Annotated in this window: 15 protein-coding genes; all 15 read left to right on the top strand. The window is 65.5% G+C overall.

The features are described from left to right. Positions 1 to 3: 3 nt before the first annotated feature. Positions 4 to 876, top strand: coding sequence for a c-type heme family protein (locus AC3A6X_RS05790; RefSeq protein ID WP_487841264.1), 873 nt, complete (start codon positions 4 to 6; stop codon positions 874 to 876). A gap of 15 nt (positions 877 to 891) precedes the next feature. Beyond that, entirely contained in the window at positions 892 to 2,412 is a 1,521-nt protein-coding gene (locus AC3A6X_RS05785) for a protein kinase domain-containing protein (protein WP_487841263.1), read from the top strand. A 13-nt stretch (positions 2,413 to 2,425) separates the two neighbouring features. Next, complete coding sequence (gene tagH / locus AC3A6X_RS05780; RefSeq protein WP_487841262.1) at positions 2,426 to 3,697, top strand: type VI secretion system-associated FHA domain protein TagH; 1,272 nt, start codon at positions 2,426 to 2,428, stop codon at positions 3,695 to 3,697. Beyond that, entirely contained in the window at positions 3,679 to 4,419 is a 741-nt protein-coding gene (locus AC3A6X_RS05775) for a PP2C family protein-serine/threonine phosphatase (protein ID WP_487841261.1), read from the top strand. The genes tagH and AC3A6X_RS05775 overlap by 19 nt, the downstream gene beginning before the upstream one ends. A 225-nt stretch (positions 4,420 to 4,644) precedes the next feature. After that, complete coding sequence (locus AC3A6X_RS05770; RefSeq protein WP_487841260.1) at positions 4,645 to 6,867, top strand: copper-transporting P-type ATPase; 2,223 nt, start codon at positions 4,645 to 4,647, stop codon at positions 6,865 to 6,867. A gap of 207 nt (positions 6,868 to 7,074) precedes the next feature. Next, positions 7,075 to 7,308 (top strand): copper-binding protein, encoded by a 234-nt coding sequence (locus AC3A6X_RS05765; protein ID WP_487841259.1) that lies wholly within the window; start codon positions 7,075 to 7,077, stop codon positions 7,306 to 7,308. 743 nt (positions 7,309 to 8,051) lie between these two features. After that, positions 8,052 to 8,255, top strand: coding sequence for a hypothetical protein (locus AC3A6X_RS05760; protein WP_487841258.1), 204 nt, complete (start codon positions 8,052 to 8,054; stop codon positions 8,253 to 8,255). After that, the gene (locus AC3A6X_RS05755; protein WP_487841257.1) at positions 8,252 to 9,673 is read left to right on the top strand and encodes a TolC family protein; all 1,422 of its coding nucleotides are present in this window, start codon (positions 8,252 to 8,254) and stop codon (positions 9,671 to 9,673) included. Before AC3A6X_RS05760 ends, AC3A6X_RS05755 begins: the two co-directional genes overlap by 4 nt. A gap of 23 nt (positions 9,674 to 9,696) precedes the next feature. After that, entirely contained in the window at positions 9,697 to 11,112 is a 1,416-nt protein-coding gene (locus AC3A6X_RS05750) for a multicopper oxidase family protein (RefSeq protein WP_487841256.1), read from the top strand. A gap of 40 nt (positions 11,113 to 11,152) precedes the next feature. Then, positions 11,153 to 11,641 (top strand): cupredoxin domain-containing protein, encoded by a 489-nt coding sequence (locus tag AC3A6X_RS05745; protein WP_487841255.1) that lies wholly within the window; start codon positions 11,153 to 11,155, stop codon positions 11,639 to 11,641. A 77-nt stretch (positions 11,642 to 11,718) separates the two neighbouring features. Further along, the gene (locus AC3A6X_RS05740) at positions 11,719 to 12,045 is read left to right on the top strand and encodes a copper-binding protein (RefSeq protein ID WP_487841254.1); all 327 of its coding nucleotides are present in this window, start codon (positions 11,719 to 11,721) and stop codon (positions 12,043 to 12,045) included. Between the two features lie 35 nt (positions 12,046 to 12,080). Next, the gene (locus tag AC3A6X_RS05735) at positions 12,081 to 12,908 is read left to right on the top strand and encodes a methyltransferase, TIGR04325 family (RefSeq protein ID WP_487841253.1); all 828 of its coding nucleotides are present in this window, start codon (positions 12,081 to 12,083) and stop codon (positions 12,906 to 12,908) included. A gap of 155 nt (positions 12,909 to 13,063) precedes the next feature. Beyond that, positions 13,064 to 13,396 (top strand): four-helix bundle copper-binding protein, encoded by a 333-nt coding sequence (locus AC3A6X_RS05730; protein ID WP_487841252.1) that lies wholly within the window; start codon positions 13,064 to 13,066, stop codon positions 13,394 to 13,396. A gap of 36 nt (positions 13,397 to 13,432) precedes the next feature. Then, complete coding sequence (locus tag AC3A6X_RS05725; RefSeq protein ID WP_487841251.1) at positions 13,433 to 14,674, top strand: glycosyltransferase family 4 protein; 1,242 nt, start codon at positions 13,433 to 13,435, stop codon at positions 14,672 to 14,674. 23 nt (positions 14,675 to 14,697) lie between these two features. After that, positions 14,698 to 15,180 (top strand): hypothetical protein, encoded by a 483-nt coding sequence (locus tag AC3A6X_RS05720; protein ID WP_487841250.1) that lies wholly within the window; start codon positions 14,698 to 14,700, stop codon positions 15,178 to 15,180. Positions 15,181 to 15,202 lie beyond the last annotated feature (22 nt).

Raw genomic sequence — 15,202 nt, 5'->3', positions numbered from 1 at the left:
CTCATGCGCCTTCTTTTCAAGTTCAACCTGATCTTCCTGGTTGTCTTCGTCGCGGGTGTGCTCGGCGCCGGCAAGGTTTCCTATGACCTGCTGCAAAGCAACGCCAAGGAGGAAGTGCTCAACCACGCGCGCCTGACGATGGAAAAGGCGGTGGCGGTACGCACCTACACCAACGACCAGATCCGCCCGCTGCTCGAGACGCAGATGAAGTACACCTTCCTGCCGCAGACGGTCCCGGCCTATTCCGCCACCGAAGTGCTGGCGACGCTGGCCAAGAACTTCCCCGACTACACCTACAAGGAAGCGACCCTGAACCCGACCAACCCGCGGGATCGGGCGGTCGACTGGGAAGCCGACATCGTGAATCGCTTCCGCACCCAGGCCGACAAGAAGGAGTTCGTCGGCGAGCGCGAGTCGGGCACCGGGCGCTCGCTCTACATCGCGCGCCCGCTGCGCATCACCAACGCCGCCTGCCTGGCATGCCACAGCACCGTCGAGGCGGCGCCGCGCACGCTGATCGACAAATACGGCCCGGCCAACGGCTTCGGCTGGCAGCTGAACGAAGTGATCGGCGCGCAGGTGGTGTCGGTCCCCATGGCGGTGCCGCTGGCGCGCGCCGAGCAGGTGTTCAAGGTGTTCATGGGGTCGCTCATCGGCATCTTCGTGGCGATCGGCATCGTGCTGAACCTGCTGCTCTACCTGCTGGTCATCCGGCCGGTGACGACGCTGTCGAAGCTGGCCAACCGCGTCAGCCTGGGCGAGCCCGATGTCCCGGAATTCAAGACGCATGGGCATGACGAGATCGGGACGCTGGCCCAATCGTTCGCGCGCATGCGCCACAGCCTCGACCAGGCCATCAAAATGCTGGAGACCTGAGGTCCTCCCCCACGTATGTCCGCCACCATCCCCCAATATGTCGGTCCATACCCGATCCGCGGCGTGGTCGGCTCGGGCGCGATGGGCATGGTGTACCTGGCGCACGACCCGGCCATCGACCGGCCGGTGGCCATCAAGACGATCCACCGCCGCCTGATCGAATCGAGCGAGGACGACCCGAGCGTGGCGGCGCGCTTTCGGGTCGAAGCCAAGGCGGCGGGGCGCTTGACGCACCGCAACATCGTCTCGGTCTACCAGTTCGGCGAGGACAACGACTGCGCCTACATCGTGATGGAGTACGTCGCCGGGCGGAACCTGCGCGACTACATCCACGCGCCGCGCAAGCTCGAGGTGTCGCAGGTGCTGTGCCTGATGGGGCAGCTGCTCGACGGCCTGCACTACGCCCACGAGCGCGGCATCGTGCACCGCGACATCAAGCCGGCGAACCTGCTCATCGCCGACGACGGGCGCCTCAAGATCACCGACTTCGGCATTGCGCGCACCGAATCGTCGAACCTGACCCGCGGCACTTCCGTCATCGGGTCGCCCGGCTACATCGCGCCCGAGCAGTACACCAACAGCGACGTCGACCGGCGCGTCGACGTGTTCTCGGCAGGCGTGCTGCTCTACCAGATGCTGAGCGGGACGACGCCCTTTTCCGGCACCGACGACGCGATCATGTACAAGATCGTCTACGAGCCGCACAAGCCGCTGAGCGAGGTCACCAAGGACCCCGCGCTCGAGCCCTTCGACGTGGTGCTCGACCGGGCGCTGGCCAAGGACCCGGCGCAGCGCTATGCAAGCGCCATGGAGATGCGGACCGCGCTGCTGGCGCTGGCGACGGAAACGGTGCCGGACGTGCTCCCGGCCGGCATCGTGCTCGCGCCCCGGCTCAAGAGCCCCGAGGTGAAGCCGGCCGCCGCAAAGGAGCGCGATCCCTCCGCGCCTTCCCGGCCGGGCGCGGCATCGGTGCCGTCGATCAACGACCCGCCGACGACACCCCTGAGCCCCTCGAAGCCGCTGCCCGTCACCAGCCCGCCTTCGGTCCCGGTGCCCACCGGATGGGACACCGCCGCGCTGGCGGGGGTCGAGCGCGAGCTGGCCGAGCATGTCGGCCCGGTGGCGCGCGTGCTGGTGCGCCGCGCCGCGCGCGGCTTGACCTCGCTGGCGGCGGTGCGCCAGGCCGTCGCCGGCTCGATCGTCGATTTCGAGGCGCGCGAGCGCTTCCTGGCCAAGGGCGGCGCGCCGTCCACCCGCACCGGCACCGGCACCATGGTCCCGACGGCGACCACCCAATTCCGGCCCACGCAGGGCGCGGGCGAAGCGGCGGCCGGCATGCCGATGCGCGAGGGCGATGTCGACAAGGCGGCCGCTGCACTGCTTTCCTCGATGGGTCCGATTGCGCGGGTCGTCGCCAAGCGCTGCGCGGCGAAGTCGCAGACCCGCGAGCAGTTCGTCGCCTACGTGGTCGAACAGCTCACGCCGAACATGGACGCTCGCCGCGTGCAGGCCGACCTGTGGCGTGCCCTCGGCTGAATGCGGAGGCGCCTTGATCGCGCTGCGTGTCACGCGCCGGCCCGGCGGCACCGAACCCGATGCGACGGCGCTTCCGATGCCGCCCGAAGGCCTCACGATCGGCCGCTCCGTCGATTGCGCCCTGGTGCTGACGGACCCGCTGCGCCTGGTGTCGCGCCAGCACGCGCAGATCATCGCCGCCGGTCAGGCCGCACGGGTGCGCTGCATCAGCAACAAGACCCCCTTGTGGGTGAACGGCGTGCAGGTCGACCCAGGCGGAGAACGGGCCCTGTCGGTGGGCGATCGCCTGCGCATCGGCGGCTTCGAGCTCGCCGTCGAGCCTGTGGCGACGGCTGCGCAGCGCTCGCGCCTGGACCGCTGGTTCGACCTGGAAGGCGCGCCCGATCCGCTCGCCGCCGAATCGCCGCTGCCCGGCCTGGCACGTTCGCCCGAGGAGGCGGCGACCAGCGCCGTGGTGTCGTGGCAGACCAGCCGACATGTGGTGCGCACCGGCACGCCGATGCTGCCCCCGGCGGCCTCGATGCCGCCGCCGGCGGCGTCGTCGACAGCGTCCGCCGAGGCAGCCGATTCGACAGCGCCTGCGCCGCTTTCGGAGGCTGTGGCGCCAGCGGCCACAAGAAGAGTCGATCGCCGTCCGGGAAACGTGCCACCCGAACTGCACGAGCTCGCAGCGGCTTTCAGCCGAGGCGCCGGCCTCGACGCCGAGGTTGCGCCGCTCACGCCGGAATGGATGGAACACCTCGGCGCGCTGCTGCGGGCCACGGCCGAGGGCACGCTGGCGCTGCTGCAAAGCCGCGCCGTCACGAAGCGCCAGATGCGCGCCGAGGGCACGCACATCACGCCGCGCCAGAACAACCCGCTGAAGTTCTCGCCGGATGCGACCGAGGCGCTGACGCGCATGCTCCAGCGCGAGGCCAGCCCGGGCTTCCTCGACCCCGTGGCCGCCTTGCACGATGCGCACCACGACCTGCTGGTGCATCAGGTGGCGATGGTGGCCGGCATGCGCGCGGCGGTGTTCGAGCTCTTCTCCCGGCTGGGCCCCGAGGCGGCCGAGAGCGGGGAGGGGCCGGCGCACGGTCTTTCGCACGTGCCCGTGCTGCGCGCCGCCGCCCTCTGGCAGCGCCACCGCATGCAGCACGCCCAGTTGCTGGAACACCTGGACGACGACTTCCAGACCATCTTCGGACGCGAATTCCTGCGCGCCTACGAAGCCCAGTCGCGCGGCAACGCCGGCCCCGACGCCGGCCCCCCATCGCCGGAGGCGCCATGGCCGGGCGCGCGTTGACCGTCTCGCTCGCCGCGCTGTCGCAGACCGGGCGGCGCGAGTGCAACGAAGATGCCTTCGGCTACTGGGAGGGCGCGGGTTCCCTGGTCGCCGTGCTGTGCGACGGCGCCGGCGGGCATGGCGGCGGCCAGACGGCCTCGCGCGCCGCCGTGACGCATGTGCTGGAAGCCTTCGCGCTCCATCCCGAGGTCAGCCTGGATGCGCTGCAGTGGCTGCTCCAGGGGGCCAACGAAGCCGTCGTTGCACAACAGGTGGCCGGCACCCTGACGGCCGACATGCGCACCACCATCGTGGTGCTGCTGCTCGATCTGTTCAGCGGCGCGGCGCTGTGGGCCCATGCCGGTGATTCGCGCCTGTACCGCTGGCATGACGCCCGCCTGCTCGGGCGCACCCGCGACCAGAGCCTCGAAGAGCGCCTGCGTGACGCCGGCCTGAGCGCAAGCGCCGCCCCCTCGGGGCAGCTGACCTCGGCGCTCGGCTCGCCCGAGGGCTTCGACTTCGAGGCCTTGGAAACGCCGCAGATGCTCGCCTCCGGCGATGCGCTGCTGCTGTGCAGCGATGGCCTCTGGTCGGCCTTCGACGACGTGGCAATGGCGCACAGCGTCGCTGGCTGCGGCGGCGCCCAGGCCTGGCTCGATCGCCTCGAAGCGGGTGTGCAGCAAGCCGGGCGCAGCGATCAGGACAACTATTCGGCGCTTGCGGTCTGGTGCACGGCGGGTTGAAGTCCGCCGCCAAGGCAAGCACCCAGACCCCGAACTCAGTTGAATTCCTAGATGAGGTCGATGCAGGAGATGCACGACAAGATGATGGCGGCCAAGACGCCCGATGAGTCAGGGCATCTGGATTGCGGCGGCCGCGCTTTCGATGCGTCAGTAAGGGCACTTCTGCCCCCTTGACCTTCCCACGCTGGCAAGGTTGAGACTGGCAAACAAGAACAGGAGAACGCCTTGCCGCCATCCAGCACGGAACACCACCACCCGGATCACAACCATTCAGGACGCTCCTCACATCAGGCGCCTTCGGAAGCCAGGTCCACGGTGACGGTGCCCTCTGGCGAGCAGGGGGAGTACACCTGCCCGATGCATCCGCAGATCCGGCAGATGGGTCCCGGCCATTGCCCGATCTGCGGCATGGCTCTGGAGCCGGTCGTGGCGACCGAGGCAGCTGGCGAGAGTCCCGAGCTGCGCGATATGACTCGCCGCTTCTGGATTGGTACCGCGCTCACGGCCCCGGTGTTCGCGTTGGAAATGGGTGGCCACCTGACCAATCTGAATCACCTGCTCGGCCTGCAGCTGTCGAACTGGATTCAACTGCTCCTGGGCACGCCAGTGGTGCTCTGGGCCGGTTGGCCGTTCTTCGTACGCGCAGCAGCGTCGGTGCAGAACCGCAGCCTCAACATGTTCTCACTCATCGCGCTCGGTACGGGCGCGGCGTGGCTTTACAGCGTGGTGGGCACGGTGGCGCCGCAACTGTTCCCGGAGGAACTGCGTCTGACTGACGGTGCCGTGCAGATCTACTTCGAGGCGGCCGCGGTCATTACCGTGCTGGTGCTGCTCGGCCAAGTGCTCGAGCTGCGAGCGCGCGAGAAGACGTCGGGCGCCATCAAGGCGCTGCTGGGTCTAGCCCCTAAGACCGCTCTCAAAGTTCGCCAAGATGGGACGGACGAGACGGTCCAGGTCGACGCCATTCAAGTCGGAGACCTGCTGCGTGTGCGCCCGGGCGAGAAGGTGCCGGTGGACGGTGAGCTTGCCGAGGGCAAAGGCAACGTCGACGAGTCGATGGTCACGGGAGAGCCAATTCCGGTTTCGAAGGCCGTGGGTTCCAAGGTCACTGCAGGCACGATGAACCAAACCGGCGGCTTCGTGATGCGTGCCGAAAAGGTCGGCGCCGACACGCTGCTCTCGCAGATCGTCCACATGGTGGCGGCCGCGCAGCGCAGCCGCGCCCCGATTCAGCGGATGGCCGACCAGGTGGCCGGCTGGTTCGTGCCGGTCGTTATTCTCGTGGCCCTGCTGACCTTCGTCGCTTGGCTGGTCTGGGGGCCATCGCCTGCCTTCAGCTACGCACTCATCACTGCGGTGGCTGTCCTGATCATCGCTTGTCCCTGTGCGCTCGGCCTGGCGACGCCCATGTCCATCATGGTGGGTGTCGGCCGTGGCGCCCAGCACGGGGTGCTCATCCGGGACGCCGAGGCACTGGAGCGCATGGAGAAGGTCGACACGCTGGTGGTCGACAAGACCGGCACGCTCACGGAAGGCCACCCAAAGGTGGTCCATATCGAGCCGGCGCCTGGATTCACCGCCGAGGACGTGCTCCAAAAGCTCGCCAGCGTCGAGCGTGCCAGCGAACACCCCCTGGCCATGGCCATCGTGATGGACGCCCAGGAGCGCAAGCTGCCCTTGTCGCCCGTGACCGACTTCGACTCGCCGGTCGGCAAGGGCGTCATCGGCACGGTCGGCGGCGAGTCCATTGTCTCGGGCAGCGCCAAGTTCCTGGCCGAGCATTCCATCGACATCGGCGGACTCGAAGCGTCGGCAGAAGGCCAGCGCCAGAAGGCAGCCACGGTGATCGTGGGCGCGGGCGGCAAGCTGGCCGGCTTCGTCGCCATCGCCGACCCGATCAAGGCGACGACCCCGTCCGCCCTGCAGGCGCTGAAGGCCGCCGGCGTTCGGATCGTGATGCTCACCGGCGACGGAAAGACGACAGCCGAGGCCGTCGGACGCCAGCTCGGCATCGACGAGGTGGTCGCGGAAGTGTTTCCCGAAGACAAGGCCTCGGTCGTTCAGCGACTGAAGTCCGAAGGCCGCGTGGTGGCCATGGCCGGCGATGGGGTGAATGACGCCCCCGCCCTGGCCGCGGCCGAGGTCGGCATCGCGATGGGAACCGGCACCGACGTCGCCATGGAGAGCTCTGGCGTCACCCTGCTCAAGGGCGACTTGATGGGTATCGTGCGCGCCCGAACGCTGTCGCATGCGACCATGCGCAATATCCGCCAAAACCTGTTCCTGTCATTCGCGTACAACGTGGCTGGGATTCCCTTGGCAGCCGGTGTGCTCTACCCCTTCTTTGGGTTGTTGCTGTCGCCGGTCGTCGCGGCCGCGGCGATGGCGCTGTCGTCGGTGAGCGTCATCGGCAATGCGCTGCGCCTGCGCACTGTGCAGGTAGAGTAGGCGGGTATACCTGCTTTTGGACTTCTCATGAAGAGTCGCCTTTATCTACTGGCAGTCACAGCGATCTCCTTTTTTCGGTCTGGGCCGTGCCATGCAACTGCTTCCCGAATTCTGGCGGTCGGTCTCGTCCTCGCGACCGCCAGCGTCCACGCCCAGACATCCACGAGTGCCCCATCAGGTCCCAAGAAGCCCGCAAGAGCCGCTCAAGTGACCACTCTGCCCCTGGCCGACGCGACGGTCGAGCGCGTCCTTCGTGAGTCCGGTGAGCTCATCCTGGATCATGGGGACCTACCCAATCTCGCGATGCCCGCCATGACGATGGCTTTCGACGTGGGAAACAAGAAGATGCTCGATGCGGTCAAGCCTGGCGACAAGATCCGGTTTCAAGCGGAAGTCGTCAAAGGCAGGCCAACGATCACCCACCTGGAGCTTGCTCGCTAGCGGTCGCCGGCGTGATCGCTGCCAGCCTCTGATGCAGGTGAATAGCCAAGGCCAGACAACCCCTCTACAATTTCGGCAATGCTCCATCTCCGCGCAATCCTGCTGTGGCTCATGATGCTGGCGGTGCCCTTTCAGGGCTACGCGGCCGCGGCCATGACGTTTTGCGCACCTGAGCCGGCGCCTTCGAGCTCGGGCGTCGTCCACGACCACAGCCGGCACGACCACGGCACGCAAGGCGCGGAGCACCATCATGCAACTGTGAGCAGCGATGACAGCGCGGACCACCATCATGCTTTAACCGCGCATGATGATTCGTCGGACGCGTCTCACAAATGCGGCAATTGCGCCGCGTGTCATTCGGTCGGCATGACGTCGACGCTCGACACACCCATCCTTCACGGTCTGCCCCAGGCCGATCTCGCAGAGCCTCTGCGCGCGATGGCGACTGTGTCGCCTAGCGTTCCCCACAAACCACCTCGCGCGTAACTGCGTCCAGCGCCCGGCAGTTCTACTGCCGGCGATGGGGCGCGCATGCACCGTTCGTGTCGTCACGCCCTTCGCGGGCTCGCTGACGGCATGCCGTTCATGAACATCGCGAGGATCCCATGTTCACTTTCTTGCCGGCCCGTTGGCTGGCTGCTTTGCCCGCCCTGGCTGCCTTGGCAGCGGGCGCTCAGACCGGCCCTGGCCCGGTCCCCCCTACCGCCGCCGAACCTGCGGCAGCGCTTTCCTTCCGATCGGCGATGGACGGCTACAAGCCATTTGCCGACGAAAAGCCCGTTCCATGGAAAGAGGCCAACGAGGCCGTCCACCAGCGCGGCGGCTGGCGCGCCTATGCCAAGGAGAGCGCGGGCGAGGCCGACGAAAAGTCATCCGGCCTCGCTGATCCGCACGCCGGACACTCAATGTCCATGCCCAAGTCGACGGCGCCGAAGGACAAGCCATGAGGCGGCCGCTGCAGATCGCATCGATCGTGCTCGCCGCTGCATTCCTTGCCGGCTGTGCTTCCGTTGGAATCGACGATGCGCTGAAGGAGACGAACTCCTCTGCCTCGCAGTTCACGGGGGGCCAGCTCCAGCTGAGCCGGACCAAAGAGCAGCGAGAAGCCCGCACGGCGCTTTCAGAGGAGCTGCTCGGCAAGCCGCTGTCGCAGGATGACGCGGTGCGCCTGGCACTTGCGAACAGCCCTGCGCTGCAGGCGCTGATCTCCCAAAGCTGGGCCGACATTGCCTCGGCCAACCAAGCGAGCCGGCTACCCAACCCCGTCTTCACCTTCGAGCGCGTGCGCCTGGGCCACGAGCTCGAGATCGGGCGCTTGCTGTCCTTCGGCCTGGTCGACCTGATTCTGCTGCCGCAGCGGCTCTCGATCTCCCGAAGCCAGGCCGCTCAGGCGCAGGTGCAGCTGAGCGGCGCGGTGGTGGACCAGGTGACGCAGGTACGCCAAGCCTGGGTACGTGCCGTCGCGGCCCGGCAGTCGGTGCAGTACGCCGAGCAGGTCAAGGAATCGGCGGAGGCCAGCGCCGAACTCGCCCGCCGCATGCATCTCGTCGGCAACTTTAGCAAGCTGCAGCGCGCACGCCAGCAGGTGTTCTATGCCGATGCCACCACGCAGCTTGCCTCGGCGCGCCATGCGGACACCGCCGCCCGCGAGGAACTGGTCCGCGCCCTCGGCCTTGACGATGCGCAAGCCGTCAGGCTGAAGCTGCCGGAGCGCCTGCCGGATCTGCCCAAGGCACCTCGCGAGGCAAGCGAGGTGGCAGCGACCGCCACTGAGCAACGCCTGGATGTGCAGCAAGCCCGGGCTCAGCTTGACCTCGCCGGAAAGTCGCAGGGCATCAATCTCCTGTCGACTTTCATCGATGTGGAGGCCGGCATCCGGAGGGATACGGTCTTCGACAACGCCGAGGGAACCCGCGGGACGCGGCGCGGTTTCGAGCTCGACATCCGCCTGCCGCTCTTCGATTGGGGATCTGCCCAGCGCGATGCGCTGAATGCCCAGGCGCTCGCAGCGGCCAACCGCTACGACGCCACCGTGCGCGGCGCGACTTCGCAGCTGCGCGAGGGCTATTCCGCCTATCGCACGGCCTACGACATCGCGCGCCACTACCGCGACGAGATCGTGCCGCTGCGCCAGACCATGGCGGACGAGAACGTGCTTCGCTACAACGGGATGCTGATCGGCGTGTTCGAACTGCTGGCCGAAGCCCGCGACCAGATCACGAGCGTGAACAACGCCATCAATGCCCAGCAGCAGTTCTGGCTTGCAGACGCAGCGCTCGCGGCGTCGGTAATCGGCAAGCCCTCGGCCATGACGGCACCGACGGCCAGCGCAGGCGCACCGCCGGCGGCCGCTGCCGCTCACTGAGCGACTTCCTTCCACAGACCAATATGACAAACAGACGCAACTTCCTGAGCGGCGCGAGCGCTATCACCGGCGCCATCGCAGCTGCTTCGGTCAGCAAGGTGGCCATGGCCGCCTTGCCCGAAGCGGTGCTGCAGACCAAGCCGGACACCATGCCGCCGCTCTCGCCTTCGACAGGGCGTCCCTACAACCCTGTCGTCACGCTCAACGGCTGGACGCTTCCCTGGCGCATGAACAACGGTGTCAAGGAGTTTCATCTCGTGGCCGAGCCCGTGGTGCGCGAGATGGCCCCTGGCTTCAAGGCTCACCTATGGGGCTACAACGGTCAGTCGCCGGGCCCAACCATCGAGGTGGTGGAGGGCGACCGCGTGCGCATCTTCGTCACCAACAAGCTGCCCGAGCACACCAGCATCCACTGGCACGGCCAGCGCATACCCAACGGCATGGACGGCGTCACCGGTCTCACTCAACCGGCGATCAAACCCGGCAAGACCTTCGTCTACGAGTTCGTGGCACGCCGCCCCGGCACCTTCATGTACCACCCGCATGCGGACGAGATGACGCAGATGGCGATGGGAATGATGGGCTTCTGGGTCACCCACCCGAAGGCGAAGCACCCGTTGATCGACGAGGTCGACCGCGACTTCGTGTTCCTGCTCAATGCCTACGACATCGAGCCCGGCAGCGCGACGCCGAAGATCATGACGATGCTGGACTTCAACCTGTGGTCCTGGAACAGCCGGATTTTTCCGGGCATCGATTCGCTCAACGTCAGGCTCAACGACAAGGTGCGCATCCGCTTCGGCAACCTGACGATGACCAACCACCCCATGCACCTGCACGGGCACGAGTTCCTGGTCACCGGGACCGACGGCGGCCCGACACCGAAGAGCACCCGCTGGCACGAGGTCACGACCGACGTGGCGGTCGGCCAGATGCGCCAGATCGAGTTCCTCGCCAACGAGGAAGGCGACTGGGCCTTTCATTGCCACAAGAGCCACCACACGATGAACGCGATGGGCCACGACGTGCCCACCATGATCGGTGTCGACCACAAGGACATGGTCAGGAAGATCACCAAGCTCGTGCCCGACTACATGGTGATGGGCGAACGCGGCATGGCCGACATGACCGAGATGGAGATGCCCATCCCCGACAACACGGCGCCGATGATGGGCGGCGAAGGCCCTTTCGGCTCGGTCGAGATGGGCGGCATGTTCAGCGTCGTCAAGGTGCGCAGGGGCCAGAAGCCGGGCGACTACTCGAATCCGGGCTGGTTCAAGCACCCGCAAGGCACGGTGGCCTACGAATTCGATGGGCAGTTGCCCGAGCCGCCTCGATCCCGCAGCGCCGGCGCGGCCGCCATGCCCGCGCGGAACATGCCGGCCAGGAGCGTCGAGGTCCAAGTCCGTAAGCCCGCCAGCGGCCATTCAGGCCACTGATGACCTTCCCCTCTCCCTCATCTCAACAGAAGGAAACCCCATGAACAAATCAATCAGCATCGCCGCAGTCGCAGCGATGATCACCCTCACCTCGACGGCTGCATTTGCCGCTGGCAAGCATGCCGGTGACCATGGCCACGATGACGCGATCGGCAAGCCCGGTATCGCTTCGAAGGCGACGCGCACCGTCAACGTCGAAATGTCAGATGGCATGCGCTTCAGCCCTTCCAGCATCGACGTGAAGCAAGGCGAAACCGTGCGCTTCGTCGTCACCAACTCCGGCAAGCTCAAGCACGAGTTGGTGCTCGGCACCGAGAAGGAGCTGAAGGCGCACTACGAGGTCATGAAGAAGAACCCGGAGATGGAACACGCCGATCCGAACATGGTGAGCCTCGCTGGCGGCAAGACCGGCGAGATCGTCTGGCAGTTCACCAAGGCCGGCAAGGTGGACTTCGCGTGCCTGCAACCAGGTCACTACGACGCCGGCATGAAAGGCGCCGTGAACGTGTCCAAGGCCGCAGGAAAGTAGGCGACCGCCGGCGCTACATCCTGTCCCAGCAGGTCCTATCGCAAGCCTCTTCTCCTTCATTCATTCAAGGAACTCACATGATCAATTTTCGATACGCACTCCTCGTTTCAATCGCTGCACTCGGTATCTCCACTGCCGCGCACGCGCAGCCCAGCAGCGGCGCCCCGGCCGCAACCGCTGCCGAACTCGCCGAGGGCGAGGTCCGCAAGGTGGACAAGGACGGCAAGAAGCTCACGCTCAAGCATGGCCCGCTGAAGAACCTCGACATGCCCGCCATGACGATGGTTTTCCAGGTGAAGGAGGACGCCATCCTGGACAGGGTCCAGGCTGGGGACAAGGTACGGTTCCAGGCCCAAAAGATCGACGGCAAGTTCACCGTCACCAGGCTCGAAGCGGCACGTTAGCCGGGCACCGGCGCAAAACCGCTAAGGAGGGTCCCATGCCGGCACATGCGAACGTTGCGCAGATCATGCGCGAACTCCTGGAAGGGCCCGTCACGCGATCCGCGTTGATGCGATGGCGGCGACAGCAGTTTCTTGCCAAGGAGGGATTCGGCTTCTACTTCGGGTTGTTCGACAGCTTTGCGGCAGCCCGCGCATGGCTGCCTCCGAATCCGGAATTCAACAACGAAGCGCTGGCCACCGAGTACGTCGAGGTTCGGACCCAGCAGGTATTCGCCTATGACTATCCGGTGATGTGGTGGCTTGATCGCGCGTTTCGTGATCGCGCCAGGAGCGTGCTGGACATCGGCGGCTCTGTCGGTGTTCACTACTACGCCTATCGGCTCTACATGGACATGCCTCCTGAGGTGACTTGGCGCGTCGTCGAAGTTCCGGCAATCGTCTCCATCGGCCGCAAGCTCACGACCGAACGCGCAGCGGCCGAACTGACATTTACCGACAACCTGGAAGAAGCTCTGGCCAGCGCTGGCGCTGACGTATGGATCTCCGCAGGCGCTCTTCAATATATGGAGGATGCGCGACCAAGCGATTTGCTCAAGCGGAGCAAGGAGATGCCCATGCACCTGTTGCTCAACAAGTTGCCTCTCTACGAAGGCGATGACTTCGTGACCACCCAGAACATCGGTGAAGGCTCCTTCGCGCCCATGCATGTGTTCAACCGTGATCGGTTGGTGCGCGCTATTGAAGAGCTGGGCTACACCTTGCGGGATCGATGGGCAGTTCACGAAAGGTCCATGTACCTGCCGGGATACCCGGAGCGCTCTTTCCCGTCCTTCACCGGACTGTATTTTGCCGCCGAACCGTGATCAGCATGGCGCTGTCTGAAAGATCACGGCCAACTTGCTTGAGGCACGGCGCCGTGTTTCAGCGGGCGCCTTTCACCGGCACGGGCGCTCTCAGATCTGACAAGCGAATAGCTAACCAACCCGCCGGAGTTCTGGCCTATCCCAAGGAGATCGTAATGCCCCATGAAAGGTACGCCGACTGCATCGAGGCTTGCAACAACTGCGCGGTTGCGTGCAGCCACTGTGCGGCCTCCTGTCTGAAGGACAGGGACGTACGGATGATGGCCCGTTGCGTCGCACTGGACATGGATTGTGCGGCGATGTGCCAGGTCGCCGCGGCCGCAATGGCCAGGGGCAGTGAATACGCGACTGCAATCTGCAGACTCTGCGCGGACATCTGTCAAGCATGCGGCGACGAGTGCGCAACGCACAAGGCGTTGCACTGCCAGGAGTGCGCAGAGGCGTGCCACAGGTGCGCTGAAGCGTGCTTGAGATTGTCCATTAAATAAATGTGTGCGACGCACGTAGCCGGATGAGGGATCCGAATGACAGCAACAGACCAACGAGTCCGCGACCTCTTGGGTCACGAACCTCGAAGCAGCGTGAGCTCGGCACCTTCTCTCGATGAGCACCATCGATCGACAAAGATCCTGCTGGTAGGCAACTATGGTCCGGACAACCAGGCCAGCATGCGAGCGTTCCAGCGCGCTCTCGAGCGCGAGTTGCCCCACCTTGGTTGCGAACTGCGTGTCATCACTCCGCCGCAACGGGTCCAGCGCTTGCCGCGCACCTCTCGCTTGTGGAAGTGGCTCGGCTACATCGACAAATTCATCTTGTTCATTCCCAGCCTTGCTGTGCAAGCACGTTGGGCGGACGTGGTGCATATCTGCGATCACTCCAACAGCATGTACGTGCGCTGGGTCAACAGAAGGCCGACGATCATCACCTGCCACGACGTCATAGCGGTGCAGGCCGCGAGAGGCATGGTCGAGGGGTGGAATGTCGGATGGAGCGGTCGCATATTCCAGCGCCTCATCGCGTCGGGGCTTGCGAAGGCCGATCTGATCGCCTGTGTTTCGCACACAACTGCACGCCATCTGGCCGATCTGCAATTGGTGGATGAGCGCCGGGTGACGACCGTGCTGAACGGTCTGAACGACAGCTTCTCACTTGTACACCCACAAGAAGCCCAAGAGCTGATCGGACGATTCGGAGTGGGTGCTCAAGACACGTACCTGATCCACGTCGGCTTGGATTTGCCTCGCAAGAATCGCAGGGCGGTCGTCGAAACGTTCATCGCGCTTCAACGGCGCGCTGCCAAAACTGGTTTCCCCGCTCTCGTGCGACACTTGATTCTGGTAGGGCCAACGCTGGATCCGGATCTAACCGCCCTGGCATTCCAACATGGCTTTGCTGATCGGATCAGAACTTTGCAGGATGTCTCACACGAGCAGCTGCGCGCGCTCTACGCCAGGGCCACGGCCCTGCTGTTTCCTTCTCTGCAGGAAGGGTTTGGCTGGCCGGTGATCGAGGCCCAGGCCTGCGGCTGCCCGGTATTTACGTCCGACCTGGCGCCAATGAATGAGATCGGCGGCCCCGGCGCATGCTACTTGGATCCCCGCAACCCTGAAGCCATGGCTGAAACCATCGAGCAGGCCGCTGGGCGACTCGGGGAGATGCGCACCCTGGGCTTGGAAAACGCACTGAAGTACTCGGCAGCACGGATGATGGCGAACTACCTCGCCGCATATCGCCGGGTGCTAGAGGCACGGCAGCGCAGCCATTAATTAGTGACGCCAGGCGCAACTGAATGCTTGTTCTTTGGAGTTCGTTTGCCCCACAGATCCGAGGATTGGCCCGTATCCTGAAGCGGCGAAGGACCAGTGCGGCGCGTACACTGCAGGCGTACATGGCCCGCCCTTGTTTTGCCCACCGCTGTATCACGGCTGTTTTGCTCGTGATTTCGCTGCTGTTCTCGCAGCTGGCGTTGGCCAGCTATGTCTGCCCCGGCATGTCCGATGTCGCAGCGATGGCCGAGGCTATGGCGGCGGGTGAGCCCTGCGAAGGCATGGACGCCGCGCAACCGGTGCTGTGCCATCAGCATTCGGCCGACATGTCGCTGTCGTTCGAGCCGGTCAAGGTGGGGGCTCCAACGCTTCCCGCCGTACTGCATGTCTTGGTGGTGCCGTCGGTCCTTGCTTCCGAAGGCAAGCTCCTGCGCCCGCGGGTGCATCCCGACGAGCGGCCCCCGCCCGATCCCGTTTATCTCGAAACGCGCAGACTTCGAGTCTGAAATCTCCGTCGACCACTGACCG

It is taken from the genome of Variovorax sp. Soil_C_12 (assembly GCF_057657375.1).
Note: the sequence above shows the minus strand (reverse complement) of the source record. Positions and strands in the feature narration are given on the sequence as shown.

What these genes read in the sequence shown, in the direction of transcription:
- AC3A6X_RS05790 (WP_487841264.1), top strand. Translation starts at nt 4, where the DNA reads ATGCGCCTTCTTTTCAAGTTCAACCTGATCTTCCTGGTTGTCTTCGTC.
- AC3A6X_RS05785 (WP_487841263.1), top strand. Translation starts at nt 892, where the DNA reads ATGTCCGCCACCATCCCCCAATATGTCGGTCCATACCCGATCCGCGGC.
- AC3A6X_RS05775 (WP_487841261.1), top strand. Translation starts at nt 3,679, where the DNA reads ATGGCCGGGCGCGCGTTGACCGTCTCGCTCGCCGCGCTGTCGCAGACC.
- AC3A6X_RS05760 (WP_487841258.1), top strand. Translation starts at nt 8,052, where the DNA reads ATGGACGGCTACAAGCCATTTGCCGACGAAAAGCCCGTTCCATGGAAA.
- AC3A6X_RS05755 (WP_487841257.1), top strand. Translation starts at nt 8,252, where the DNA reads ATGAGGCGGCCGCTGCAGATCGCATCGATCGTGCTCGCCGCTGCATTC.
- AC3A6X_RS05750 (WP_487841256.1), top strand. Translation starts at nt 9,697, where the DNA reads ATGACAAACAGACGCAACTTCCTGAGCGGCGCGAGCGCTATCACCGGC.
- AC3A6X_RS05745 (WP_487841255.1), top strand. Translation starts at nt 11,153, where the DNA reads ATGAACAAATCAATCAGCATCGCCGCAGTCGCAGCGATGATCACCCTC.
- AC3A6X_RS05740 (WP_487841254.1), top strand. Translation starts at nt 11,719, where the DNA reads ATGATCAATTTTCGATACGCACTCCTCGTTTCAATCGCTGCACTCGGT.
- AC3A6X_RS05735 (WP_487841253.1), top strand. Translation starts at nt 12,081, where the DNA reads ATGCCGGCACATGCGAACGTTGCGCAGATCATGCGCGAACTCCTGGAA.
- AC3A6X_RS05730 (WP_487841252.1), top strand. Translation starts at nt 13,064, where the DNA reads ATGCCCCATGAAAGGTACGCCGACTGCATCGAGGCTTGCAACAACTGC.
- AC3A6X_RS05725 (WP_487841251.1), top strand. Translation starts at nt 13,433, where the DNA reads ATGACAGCAACAGACCAACGAGTCCGCGACCTCTTGGGTCACGAACCT.
- AC3A6X_RS05720 (WP_487841250.1), top strand. Translation starts at nt 14,698, where the DNA reads ATGCTTGTTCTTTGGAGTTCGTTTGCCCCACAGATCCGAGGATTGGCC.